This window comes from Selenomonas sputigena ATCC 35185, from assembly GCF_000208405.1.
Classification (GTDB): Bacteria; Bacillota; Negativicutes; order Selenomonadales; family Selenomonadaceae; genus Selenomonas; species Selenomonas sputigena.
Genome location: NC_015437.1, coordinates 1,549,579 through 1,562,288 on the forward strand (window position 1 = coordinate 1,549,579; position 12,710 = coordinate 1,562,288).

The 12,710-nt window shown below is 59.4% G+C and carries 11 protein-coding genes and 1 tRNA gene; all 12 read right to left on the reverse strand.

The features are described from left to right. Nucleotides 1–22: 22 nt before the first annotated feature. The 12 genes from SELSP_RS07060 to SELSP_RS07115 all read right to left on the reverse strand — a co-directional run bounded on the left by SELSP_RS07060 (nt 23) and on the right by SELSP_RS07115 (nt 12,646). Nucleotides 23–113, reverse strand: a tRNA-Ser gene (locus tag SELSP_RS07060). Between the two features lie 102 nt (nt 114–215). Further along, a complete protein-coding gene (locus SELSP_RS07065; protein ID WP_006191949.1) occupies nt 216–845 on the reverse strand; it encodes a hypothetical protein in 630 nt (209 codons plus the stop codon). A gap of 188 nt (nt 846–1,033) precedes the next feature. After that, a complete protein-coding gene (locus SELSP_RS07070; protein ID WP_006191947.1) occupies nt 1,034–2,203 on the reverse strand; it encodes a cation diffusion facilitator family transporter in 1,170 nt (389 codons plus the stop codon). A 6-nt stretch (nt 2,204–2,209) separates the two neighbouring features. Continuing rightward, entirely contained in the window at nt 2,210–3,607 is a 1,398-nt protein-coding gene (locus SELSP_RS07075) for an aminopeptidase (RefSeq protein ID WP_006191944.1), read from the reverse strand. 23 nt (nt 3,608–3,630) lie between these two features. Beyond that, nucleotides 3,631–4,587: a tRNA dihydrouridine synthase DusB gene (gene dusB, locus SELSP_RS07080; protein ID WP_006191942.1), complete on the reverse strand. Its 957-nt coding sequence runs from the start codon at nt 4,585–4,587 to the stop codon at nt 3,631–3,633. Next, entirely contained in the window at nt 4,584–5,354 is a 771-nt protein-coding gene (locus SELSP_RS07085) for a type III pantothenate kinase (RefSeq protein WP_006191940.1), read from the reverse strand. Before SELSP_RS07085 ends, dusB begins: the two co-directional genes overlap by 4 nt. Before the next feature lie 61 nt (nt 5,355–5,415). Beyond that, nucleotides 5,416–6,396, reverse strand: coding sequence for a biotin--[acetyl-CoA-carboxylase] ligase (locus tag SELSP_RS07090; RefSeq protein ID WP_013740862.1), 981 nt, complete (start codon nt 6,394–6,396; stop codon nt 5,416–5,418). 80 nt (nt 6,397–6,476) lie between these two features. Continuing rightward, nucleotides 6,477–8,468 (reverse strand): ATP-dependent zinc metalloprotease FtsH, encoded by a 1,992-nt coding sequence (ftsH, locus tag SELSP_RS07095; protein WP_013740863.1) that lies wholly within the window; start codon nt 8,466–8,468, stop codon nt 6,477–6,479. A gap of 379 nt (nt 8,469–8,847) precedes the next feature. Then, nucleotides 8,848–9,516 carry an ABC transporter ATP-binding protein gene (locus tag SELSP_RS07100; RefSeq protein ID WP_006191933.1) on the reverse strand — a complete coding sequence of 223 codons (669 nt, stop codon included), beginning with the start codon at nt 9,514–9,516 and terminating at the stop codon, nt 8,848–8,850. After that, a complete protein-coding gene (locus tag SELSP_RS07105; protein WP_006191929.1) occupies nt 9,516–10,706 on the reverse strand; it encodes an ABC transporter permease in 1,191 nt (396 codons plus the stop codon). The genes SELSP_RS07100 and SELSP_RS07105 overlap by 1 nt, the downstream gene beginning before the upstream one ends. Next, on the reverse strand, nt 10,703–11,116 hold the full coding sequence (locus SELSP_RS07110; protein ID WP_013740864.1) for a DUF4418 family protein: 414 nt from the start codon (nt 11,114–11,116) through the stop codon (nt 10,703–10,705). Before SELSP_RS07110 ends, SELSP_RS07105 begins: the two co-directional genes overlap by 4 nt. Nucleotides 11,117–11,272: 156 nt before the next feature. Then, on the reverse strand, nt 11,273–12,646 hold the full coding sequence (locus SELSP_RS07115) for an HD-GYP domain-containing protein (protein WP_006191924.1): 1,374 nt from the start codon (nt 12,644–12,646) through the stop codon (nt 11,273–11,275). Nucleotides 12,647–12,710 lie beyond the last annotated feature (64 nt).

Consider the following 12,710-nt stretch of genomic DNA (forward strand, 5'->3'; position numbering starts at 1 on the left):
AATCGGCGGTTATATTTTTCAATGGCGGAGTGGAGAGGATTCGAACCTCCGCTGCAGTTGCCCACACTAACGATTTAGCAAACCGTCCTCTTCAGCCTCTTGAGTACCACTCCGTATGCGATTGACGCGCAAGCTACGAAAAATCTGTCCGCAAGCTGGCGACATAAGATATAATAACAGACCCATGCCGCCTTGTCAACCGAAATTTTGCCTTTTTACTGATGCAAAGAGGCATACGACCAATCATCGACACCCAACATGCGGATGGAGATCCTCATGCCGGCAGTCGTCGGATGCAAAGACAGCGCGAAATATTTCTCCGTGCCGTGGTCGTTGATCTTGAAGATGCTGTCGAAGTGGTTTCCTACGCCATAGAAACTCAGGAACGTCATCGGATAGGTGTTGAACGTGCCGCTCCTAAAAAAGGCGACGAGATTATTATCCGCGTCGTACCAATGACCGTCAAGGTAATCATAGGCGCTGTCGGGGACTTGAAACCATTCCTTGTGGACATTGACGCCGTTCAAGTGCACCGTCGGACGGAAGAACGGGTTGTTCTTCTCCTTGTCGTTTGCCGCCGCATTGGAATATTCGACGGGCACGTTGCGGAAGCCGTTCGGTTCCTGCACCTGCACGGCTGCAGCAAAATTGCCGGGGCTGCCCGCCATCGTGATCATATCCATGCGGAAGGTATTGAGCCTGCCGTCGCGCACGATGGCAAAGAGATTGCCGTTGTCGTCGTACCAGTTCCCCTCAAGGAGATCCAGCTCGGAATATGCGTGCGCCTGCGGCGCCGCCAAGAAGAGCGAACACGCGAAAAGCGCAGCAGCAAGGAATTTTTTCATATTTTCTGCCTCCTGATTTCAAAATGATTGCCTACACCAAATATTTTTATTCTTCATCAAGGCTTAAACTCCTGCTTCTTTGCCTAAACCACCCAAATTTTAAGGAAACGCGGATAAGTCGAGATCGCCCGGATCTTTGAAGATGGGAGGCTGAATTTATCGGCAGTTCCTAAAGGAAAGGTCTTTGCTCAGCAGAAGAAGCGGTCGACGCGAATCACAGGATGGTAGGCGGGATGACGTTCCTCGATTGCCCGCGCGAGGAAGAAACGCACATCTTCGTTCGTCATCTTGCATTCGGGCGCGACCTCGACGTCAAAGATGAGTTTCTTGCCGCCGCCCTTCGCCGTCGTCATGCGGAAGTCATGGATGGATTCGCCCAGCTTGTTCTCGTGCATGATGGCCTCCACCTCCGCGCGTGCACGCTCAGCCTCGGGATTGTCCGTGACGACGGGATCCATGTGGACGGTCACGATGATGTGATACTTCCTGCGCAGAAGTTCTTCGACTCCGTCGATGATCTCGTGCGCTTTGAGGAAGTCCATCGAAGCAGGCACCTCGGCGTGTACCGAAGCGAAGATGCGCCCCGGGCCGTAGTCGTGGATGATGATGTCATGCACGCCTGTGATCGCGCGGTGCTTGAGCACCGTCTTCTCAATTCCCTCGACGAGCGCGGGATCGGGCGGCTGCCCGAGGAGCGGCTGCAGCGTGTCGCGCGCCGCCTCCCAGCCGCTGTGCAGAATGAAGAGCGCGACGAGGACGCCCGCCCAGCCGTCGATGTCGATTCCCGTCGCATAATGGAACGCAAGGCTGGCGACGACGACGACGGTCGCGATGCAGTCGTTCAGACTGTCCGCCGCCGCCGCACGGATCGCCGCCGAGTCAATGCGCTCGCCGATCGTCTTGTTGAAGCGGCCGAGCCAAAGCTGCAGTGCGATGGACGCCGTGAGGATCACGAGCATCGAAACGCTCACCTCGGGCGGTTCTGGCGCGAGGATCTTCTCGACGGAAGCTTCCAATAGCTTGAAGCCGATCAGAAGGATCAGCCCCGCGATGCAGAAGCCCGCAATGTACTCGACCCTGCCGTGCCCAAAGGGATGCTCGGCATCCGCCGGCTTCGCCGCGAGACGAAAGCCCAGGAGCGTCGCAATGGACGCCGCTGCATCGGCGAGGTTGTGCACGGCGTCGGCGACGACGGAGACGGCGCCGCTCATGAGGCCGAGCGCAAGTTTGACGGCGCTGAGGAGGAAATTGACTGCGATGCCGACGCGGCCGCTCAAGTTCCCGTAGGCAAAGCGCACCTCGGGCAGCGCTGTCTTGTCATGGTTCTTGACGAAACGGCGGAAAAGAACTTCGTACATGCCGCTTTATGCCTCCGCGAGAAACGCGGCGTACCCTTTCTTCACTTCGTAGACGTCGACCTTGCTCGTGACTTCCCACGGCGCATGCATCGAAAGCACCGCGACGCCGCTGTCGATGACCTGCATACCGTAGAGCGCCATGATGTAGGCGATCGTGCCGCCGCCGCCGAGGTCGACCTTGCCGAGTTCGGCGGACTGGTAGCGCACGCCGCGCGCATCGAGCATGGCACGAAGTTCGCCCAGATATTCGGCATTCGCGTCATTCGAGCCGGACTTGCCGCGCGAACCCGTAAACTTGTTGAAAACCATGCCGCGCCCGAGGTAGGCGACGTTGCGCTTGTCGAAGGCCTCGGCGTAGAGCGCGTCATAGCCCGAGGAAACGTCGGACGAGAGCATCTTGGACGAGGCGAGCGCACGGCGCACGGCAAGTTCCGAATATTGGCCGAGCGCATTCATGAGTTCGGCGAGCATGTTCTCGAAGAAGTGCGAGCGCATGCCCGTCGCGCCAACGCTGCCGATCTCCTCCTTATCGACGAGCAGGCAGCACGCCGTGCGCTTCGAGGGCTTCGTCTCAAGCATGGCAGCGAGCGATGTGTAGGAGCATACGCGGTCGTCCTGCCCGTAGCCGAGGATCATGCTGCGGTCGAAGCCCATCTCGCGCGCCGCACCTGCGGGCACGAAGGAAAGCTCCGCCGACAGGAAGTCGTCTTCCTCGATGCCGTACTTTTCCTGCAGCAGACGGAGCACATTCTTCTGCACAGCCTCCTTTTCCTCCCCGGCGAGCGGCAAGGTGCCGACGAGCACATCGAGCTTTTCGCCCTCGACGACCTTGTCCGCCGACTTCTTGAGCTGTTCCTGCGACAGGTGCACGAGGAGATCCGTCACGCAGAAGGTCGGCTCCGATGCCGCCTCGCCGATGACGACGTCGAGCACCGTGCCGTCCTTTTTGACGACGACGCCGTGCAGCGCGAGCGGCACCGTAACCCACTGGTACTTCTTGATGCCGCCGTAGTAATGCGTATCGAGGTAAGCGAGGCCGCTGTCCTCGTAGAGCGGGTTCTGCTTCACGTCGAGGCGGCAGGTGTCGATGTGCGCGCCGAGAATCGCCAGGCCGTTTTCCAGCGGCTCCGTGCCTACATGAAAGAGCGCGATCGCTTTCTTCATGTAGGCGCAGTAAACCTTCGCGCCAGGTGCGATCTTCCTTCCGGAACGCACGATTTCTTCAAGATCCTCATAGCCTGCCGCCTGCGCCTGTCGGATGATCTCGCGCACGCTCTCGCGCTCCGTCTTGCACTTCGTCAAAAACTCGATGTAGCCTTTGGAAAGCGTCTCAAGTTCCTTTTTCTCAGCTTCGGAGTACGCACTCCAAGGCAGTTCCTTCTTCTTGTCCTTCGTTTCAGCCATAATATCACCTTTCTATAAACGCCTTATGCCAAATTTTCCAAGATCGCGGCGAAATCCGCTCTCGTTTCCGCGCGATTGAAGAGCTCTCTGAGACGCGCACCGTTCTTCATGCCGCGCGTATACCACGTCGCATGCTTTCGCATCTCGCGCGGCCCAACGTAGTCGCCCTTCGTTTCGAGCAGCATGTCGAGGTGGCGCAGGATGAGCGCACGCCGCTCGGAGGCCGTCGGCGGCGCAGCGACCTCGCCCGTGCGCAAGAAGCCCGCCATCTCACGAAAGATCCACGGATTCCCCTGCGCGGCTCTGCCGACCATCACGCCGTCGGCATCCGTCACCTCGAAGATGCGCACGAGATCGACGACGCTTCGGACATCGCCGTTCGCGATGACGGGAATGGCGACACGCTCCTTCACGGCGTGGATGATTGCCCAATCCGCCTCGCCGCTGTAGAACTGCTCGCGCGTCCTGCCGTGCACGGCGATGGCGTCAACGCCCGCCGCTTCGGCGCGCACGGCAATCTCCACCGCGTTGACGTGCGCCGCGTCCCAGCCCTTTCGGATCTTCACCGTCACGGGCAGTTTGACAGCACGCTTCAATGCCTTCAAGATGCGCTCGGCACGCACAGGATCGAGGAGCAGCGCCGATCCCTCGCCGTTCTTGACGATCTTCGGCGCGGGACATCCCATGTTAAAGTCGATGACGTCGGCGACGCCGAGGCTCTCGACATAGGCGGCGGCACGCGCCACGGCTTCCGGCTCATTGCCAAAAAGCTGCATGGCCAGAGGACGCTCGCGCGGATCGGTCTGAAGCATTTTGAGCGTGCGCTCGTTTCGGTAGTTGATGCCGTTCGTGCTGACCATCTCCGTGTAGACGAGCGGGCAGCCCATCTCGTGAACGAGAATGCGGTACGCCATGTCCGTCACGCCCGCCATCGGTGCAAGAAAGACGGGCACGGGAAAATCGAGCCTGCCGAGCCTCATTCAGCGTTCCTCTCATAGAGGACGCGAAGTCCCGTGAGCGTCAGGAAATGATCGATCTTGTCAATCGTCTTCGATTCGCGTGAAACCATGCGTGCGTAGCCGCCCGTCGCGATGACCTTGATCTCGTCGTAGCCCATCTCCTTCTTCATGCGGCGCACGATCTCGTCGATCTGCCCGACGTAGCCGTAGATGATGCCAGCCTGCATACCGCTGACCGTGTTGCGGCTGATGATGCGCTTCGGCGTCACCAGCTCGATGCGCGGCAATCTCGCGGCACGCTGGAAGAGCGCGTCCGCAGAACTCGACAGCCCCGGCGCGATGACGCCGCCGAGGAAGTCGCCGTTCGGCGCGACGACATCGAAGGTCGTCGCCGTGCCGATGTCGATGACAATCAAGGGCCCGCCGTACTGCTCGAAAGCACCTGCGACGTTGACGATGCGGTCGGCGCCGATCTCGCGCGGATTCTCATAGGAAATGCGAAAGCCCGTCTTGATTCCCGGCCCCACGACGAGCGGATGGATGTGGAAGTAGCGCTCGCACATCTTGATCATCGGCACCATCAGAGGCGGCACGACGGACGATATGATGATCGACCTCACCTGCTCCATGCGGATGTTCTGATACGCGAAGAGGTTGTTGATGAGCATGCCATACTCGTCGCCCGTCTTCTGCCTGTCCGTCGAGATACGCCAATGGCGCAGGAGCTTCTTCCCCTCGTAGGTGCCCATCACGATATTGCTGTTTCCTATGTCAAAAACAAGTAACATTCTCCATCCTCCCAGACTGCGCTGCCCCTAGGCAGGCTAGAAAAGGCACATTCCCCATGATCTACGCCTTCTTCGGGCGAATCGACACGTCGCCCGCGAGCACGCGGCGCACGCCGCCCTCCGCCTCAACGAGCAGCGCACCCTCTTCATCGATGTCGACCGCTCTGCCGTCGAAGCTGTCCTTGCCTATGGCGCCGATGACGTGAACCTCCTGCCCGAGCGTCACGGCGTACTCGCGCCAGCGCGCGATGATGGGCGCGAATCCGTCTTCTTCCAGCACGATGCAAAGCTCGTCGAGCGCTTCGAGAACCGCTTGGAAGAAGGCGACGCGCGGCAATCTCTCCCCCTTCATGATGGAAAGCGACGTCGCCTTGTCGCGCAGTTCCTCGGGGAACTCCTCCTCCTCCATATTGACATTGATGCCCGTGCCGATGACGATGTAATTGATGCGGTCGATCTCGGCGCTCATCTCCGTCAGGATGCCCGTGAGTTTCTTCCCCTCGTGCAGGATGTCGTTCGGCCACTTGATCTCTGCCTGAAGGCCAAACCGCTTCATCGCCATCGCCACAGCGACGGCGGCAAGAAGCGTGCACTTCGGCGCTTCCTGCGGCAGGATGTGCGGGCGCAGGATCACTGAAAACCAGATGCCCTTGCCCGCAGGCGAGAAGTACGAACGCTCCAAGCGTCCGCGCCCCTTGCCCTGCGACTCCGCCACGACGACGGTACCCGCCGCTGCGCCCTTTTGTGCGAGCTGCTTCGCCACTTGATTCGTCGAATCGATCTCTTCAAAAAAGACGATGTCCTTGGCGATGAAGCGTGTCCTAAGGCCGTTCTTGATCTCCCCAGGCAACAGGCAGTCGGGCGTCTCCTCCAAGGCGTAGCCGCTTCTCGACCGACTCTTGATCCCATAGCCAGCCTCGCGAAGCTCCTTGATGTGCTTCCAGACGGCGGTGCGCGAAACGCCGAGCCTCTTGGCGATCTCCTCGCCTGACATATACTCTTCGCCCGCCTTGCGCAAAAGCTCTAAAATCCTGGAGCGCAAAATCATCCCTCCTGACGAAAAGGGCTGTTTCCTGGAAACAGCCCTCTGTCTTTGAAGTGCGGGCGTCCTCCCGACTTCTCCTATCCGTCATGCCGCGTCACATTGAGCTTGGGCGCGACTTCCTTCACTTCCACTTCTTCCTCCGCCGCCTCTTCCACCGGCTTTCTAAGATCGGCGTCCGCAGGACGGTGCAGAGGCTCAAGGATCACGCCGTCGTGATCGTCGGGTTCGTTCACATCCTCTTCGGGCTTCTTGTCCTTTTCCGTGATCTTTCCCGTCTCGACGAGTTCCTCCAGCTCGGAAGCTTCGAGCGTTTCACGCTCGATCAGAGCCTGTGCGATGAGGTCGAGCTTGTCGCGGTTGTCGATGATGATCTTGCGGCACGCTTCGTACGCCTCATCGATGTAGCGGCGCACCTCCTTGTCGATCTCGCTCGCGACCTCTTCCGAGTAGTTCCTCTGATGATTGAGATCACGTCCCAAGAACACCTGATGCTCGGCACTCTCTCCGTAGGAAATCGGCCCCAAGACGTCACTCATACCGTACTGCGTGATCATGCTGCGCACGATGCGCGACGCATGCTGGATGTCCTGCGAAGCGCCCGTCGAAATCTCCTTCAAGACGACCTCTTCGGCGACGCGTCCGCCCATCGCGACCTTGAGCTTGTCCATGAGTTCCGAGCGCGTCGCATAGGAGCGATCCTCCTTGGGCAGCATCAGCGTGTAGCCGCCCGCCCTGCCGCGCGGAATGATCGTGACCTTGTGCACGGGGTCGGCGTTCGGCAGGAGCATACCGACGAGCGTATGACCGCCCTCGTGATACGCCGTCAATTCCTTCTCCTTGTCCGTCATGACCTTCGATCGGCGCTCAGGCCCCGCCATGACGCGCTCGATGGACTCTTCCAGCTCGTTCATGCCGATGCGCTTCTTGTCGCGCCGCGCTGTCAGGAGCGCCGCCTCGTTCACGAGGTTCGACAGATCCGCGCCCGTGAAGCCCGGCGTGCGCCGCGCGAGGATGTCGAGGTCGACATCACCCGTCAGAGGCTTGCCCTTCGAGTGAACCTTCAGGATCGCGAGCCTGCCGCGCACATCGGGCTTGTCGACGACGATCTGGCGGTCGAAGCGGCCGGGGCGCAGAAGCGCGGGATCAAGGATGTCGGGGCGGTTCGTCGCCGCCATGATGATGATGCCTTCATTGGCCGCGAAGCCGTCCATCTCGACGAGAAGCTGATTGAGCGTCTGCTCGCGCTCGTCGTGACCGCCGCCGACGCCCGCGCCGCGCTGGCGGCCGACGGCGTCGATCTCGTCGATGAAGACGATGCACGGCGCGTTCTTCTTCGCCTGATCGAAGAGATCGCGCACGCGCGAGGCGCCGACGCCGACGAACATCTCGACGAAATCCGAGCCGCTGATCGTGAAGAACGGCACGCCCGCCTCGCCTGCAACGGCGCGTGCGAGCAGCGTCTTGCCCGTGCCAGGAGGGCCGTAGAGCAGCACGCCCTTCGGGATGCGTGCGCCGAGGTCGTTGAACTTCTTCGGATGCTTGAGGAATTCAACGACCTCCTCAAGCTCCTGCTTCGCCTCGTCTGCGCCCGCCACATCCTCGAACGTGACCTTCATCTTGTCGCTCGCCGTCATGCGCGCACGGCTCTTGCCAAAAGACATCACGCGGCCGCCGCCGCCCTGCGTCTGCTGCATGATGAAGAACCAGACGCCGATCAAGAGAAGGATCGGCAGGATCGAAGAGAACATCGTCGACCACCACGGCGTTTCCGCCGGGCGCTCCGCCTTGATCTCGACATTCTTCTCCTGCAGGGTCTTGAGGAAGTTCGTATCCTGATTCGGCGCATCGGGCGTGATCGTCAAAAACTCCGTGCCGTCCGTCAGCGTACCCTTGACAACGTTGTGCTCAAGCGTGACCTTCGCGACCTCACCATTTTGCACCTGCTGCAGAAAATCCGAATAGTTGACCTCATTCGTCACCACCTCACGCGTCTGAAAATAGTCAATCGCGGAGATGGCGATCAAGATGATCAGCAGATAGAACACCACACTGCGAAAAAGTTTATTCAATCGGTCATCCTCCTGTTCCAAAACAATGCTTTAAGGAAACGCTGATAAAATGAAGTCGCCCAGATTTGCACAGATGCGCTGTTCCTATCTAGGAGACAAACCGTAGGCGTAGCGGTGCTACGTCGAGGATTTGTTGACGACGAGAGGACAGTGCAGATGTGTGAAGATGGGGGGCTGAATCTATCAGTGTTTCCTTAAGGAAACGCCGGAAACTCACGGCATTTCGCCAAAATCCCCATATCATGTTTCAGCAAAAGGCGACGAAAGCGCCTTTTGACTCACATAACAAAAAACCTCTACAGCGTTTCATTATAGCATTAAAACAGGTGTTATACAAACCCTTTCGCACGATATTCGAATATTTCACGATGGGGCAAATTTACGCCAATCTTCCCGATTCCATGCGATAGAGGCGATCGGCGTAGTCCGCAGCCTCACGCTCATGCGTCACGAGAAGGACTGCCTTGCCGCGCGCCGCCTCTTCGCGCAGCAGCGTGAGGACGAGGCGCGTATTTTCGTCGTCGAGATCGCCTGTCGGCTCGTCGAGCAGCAGGACAGCGCTGTCGCGCACCAAGGCGCGAGCCAACGTCAAGCGGCGCAGCTCGCCGCCCGAAAGCTCCGTCGGATCGGCGCACCTGAGATGCGCGATGCCGAGCCGCTCCATGAGCTGTTCGGCGCGCGGCTTCGCCTCTCGCGCCTCGCCGTAGAGCGAGCACGGCAGCAGCACGTTCTCCTGCACCGTCAAGCTGGAGAGCGCCATGAGCGTCTGAGGCGCGAGGCCGATCTGCCGATTGCGCAGCCGGGCAAGCTCCGCCTCTTCCAGTCGGTAGATGTCCGTATCATCTAAGAGCACGCGTCCCGTGCCCGGCTCCATGAGGCCTGCCAACATTTTCAAAAGCGTGCTCTTGCCGCTGCCCGAGCGTCCCGTGATAGCGATCAAGGCACCCGCACGCAGCGAAAAGTCCGTTTTCTCGACCGCCATGAAGAAGCCCTGCGGCGCACTCGGCCGCAGGAAATCCCGGCTGATCTTTTCTGCTCGAAGTTCCATCACATATCCTCCCGCAGTGTCACATCCATGCGCCGCACCGTCCAAAGCGCCGCGAGCGCGGCGGAAAGAACGGAGACGCAAAAAGCCCCTGCCGCCAAAAGAGCGATGCCCGAAGCGTCGGGCAGAAGGTACGGCCGCGCAAAGCTGTCCTTCAAGAGTGCGGCAAAAGGCAGCAGCACGAAAGCGCCCGCAAGGACGCCGCCCGCCGCGCCAAGAGAGGACACGATAAGGGCTTCGGCGAGGACGATTCGCGCGAGCACGCCTCTCCTTGCGCCGCTGATGAGGAGCACGGCAAACTCCCCGCGTCTCTCCGCGAACACCAGTCGGAAGGCGAGCGCCAGAAGTCCGATGCACAGCAGCCATACCACGAAGAGCAGGATGCCGACCGTCCCCGTGACACCGCCCAGTCCCGCCTCCACGCTCCGAACCATGCCGTGCGCAGGCCGCGCCGCGAGATCGGGATAGGCAGCGGAAATCGCCTGCGCCACGGCCTCGGGGCTGAAGTCGGGCGCGGTCTTGACGAGCACGGCGGAAATCGCCTGCTCGGGATCGACGCCCTGAAACGATGCGAAATCCAACTCCGCCGCATTCTTCATCATGGCGCGGATCGTCTCCATATTCGCGTAGACCGCCATATCCATGCCCGTTCCCGTCGGACTCAGGCGGCCGACGACGCGGCACGGCACATTGTAAAACTTCAGCCGCCTGTCTGCGGGCACGGAGATGCCGCTGCCGCAGAGGATGTCACCATAGCCAACGTCACCCGCATAGCTCTCCAGAAGCCACGGCCGGATCGTGAAGTCCGTCGCCGGATCGAAGCCGATCAGCTGCACCGCTACGGAGCAGCAACCAGCATTTGCCGACGTCAGGAAAAACTGCGGCGCGGCGCGCTCGACGCCAGGCAGGGACGCGATTTCTGCAAGTCGCGAGGCTTCCATGTAGAACTGAAGCGGCTTTCCCTGCACGAGCACGCCTTCCAGGCCGCCGTCCGCCTGCGCCGCCTTGGGCAGAACGAGAATGTCCGCGCCCAGACGCTCCTGAAAGCGATTCAGGCCATTCTGCAAACTCAAGACGACGAGCGAACCGCCGAAGAGCGCCAAGGCGAGCAGCGCTGCCACCAGCCCCAGCGCGGCGGTGCGCGAAGGATTCCTGCGGCAGTTCCGCACGGCAAGAAAGCGTGCGAAGCTCATCGGTCATCCCCCTTCCGATAGCAATAAACATCCAGGCAGGCGAGCAAGATCAACACGACGGAAATCGCCCTGGCCGCAGGCTGCATCACCGTATGGCAGCGCATCGTCTCCATCATGCAAAGATCGATCATTGTTCCCGGCAGGAGGAACGCCAACGCCGCTGCAGGAATCATCGCCAGAGACAGCCCCATCTTGATTTGGGCGCGAGGAATCAAAGCGTGCAGCAGCGAGATGACAAAGAGCACTGCAGCAACACCCGTGAGCGCCTCGCCCGCCCAGTGGCACACCATCCACCTGCCATCCGCCTGCTGCGCACAAGGCGCGAGAAACGTGCGCATGCCGACGAGAAACGCACCGCTTGCGAGCAAGAGCAGGATGTCCGTGATCTTGAACCTCCACTTCTTTTCCAAGGGAACCTCCCCTTTCTTCTGCAAAACATTTCTCCCATCATAGCAAAGTCGATAATTATTTTCAAGAATAATTCTCTTACGGTTCTGCAAAAAAATCTCCCGAACAGAATCATACTTCCGTTCGGGAGCGCCCTTCAATAGAGCATATCATCATATTTACATGCCGCCTGCCGCCGTTTCCTTTGCGGCACCTTCCTTTTTTTCCGCCTCAGGACTCGCCAAAAGATATTCAACCTTGATGCTCAGCATCGTATTGAGGTCGACGAACTGTCCATCTAGCGTCTGCACAACGGGAAGCGCATTCATGCGCGAGCCGTCGATGTAGACGATCTTCGCCACCTCGCCGTTGGAAAGCTTGACCCAATTGCCGTTAAGCGTACTGGAAAAGTTGCGGATGAAAGCGATGCCATACTCCGCATCCAGTCGTCCCGCAATACACTCGTCCGAAATAACGGAAAAGACCTCGAAGGGAGAACGCCTTTTCGCATAGTAACGGCGCGACGCCATCGCATCGTAGGTGTCCAGAATGGCGAGAATTCGCGCGAATCTGCAAATTCCGTCCTTCTTCATCTTTTGCGGATAGCCCGATCCGTCATTGCGCTCATGGTGCTGCAGAACAGCCTCCACGACCTGCTTGTCAAGCTGCAGTGAGGAGCGTGAGACGATGTCGTAACCCAGACGCGCATGTTTCTGCATGAGTCGTCGCTCCTCGGGTGTATAGCGCGCAATCTTCCTGAGAAAGTTCGGTGCGAACGAAGTATAGCCAATATCCATGAGGAATGCCGCCAAAATCAATCGCTGCTTTTCCTGCGCCGACATCTTGAGCCACTGCGCCATGAGTCCGGCTAGAACCGCGACGCGCATCGTGTGATGCAGTTGGTACTCGCCAATGGTTTCCATATTGTAAATGTGCGTGACTGCTTTCGCGCTTGAGGAAAGCGGCGCAAAGTTGCGTGAAATCGCCTCCGCCTCTGCCGTATTGATGCGGCCTGTTGCACGCACCGAACTGAAAAAGCCCTGCAATTCCTCAAAGCACGCCTCATACTGCTCGATGTACGCCGCTTCGAGCACAGAAGTTTCGCGCAGCACAATGCCCGACTTCGAGGTTGGTCGGTTGTCCGGCTTCTCTTCCGCCGCTGCGTCCGGCAAAGGCACATCATCGCGCACCCCCGCTTCCTTCGGCTCTTCCTTCGTCTGTGCCGCCCGCTCAGTCGCGCGCGCTTTGAGTTTGGCCAACGCTTCCTTCTTCGCGGTTTCTGCAGCAGCCACCACCTCCATGGCCGTCTGTTCCTGCGCGTTCGGAATCGCCTTCTCTTTCTTCGCCTGCGGAGGCTCGGCGTCAGCAATCACTTCATCCGAATCGGGCATCAAAATACGGACGAAAACAATCCCCCTCTGATCGAGATATTCGATTCGCTGCTCATCGAGCACTGTCCCCTCGCCCAAGAGGACGGACATATCCTCAGCATATACCGTTCGCCCAATGACCATGCCCGCTTCCAACTGGTCAACGGGATACTTCTTCAACATCCACTTGCACTCCCTTGCGAACCATTGCAAATCGAGGGACTTCTCTCATCCATTCCCCAGCAAT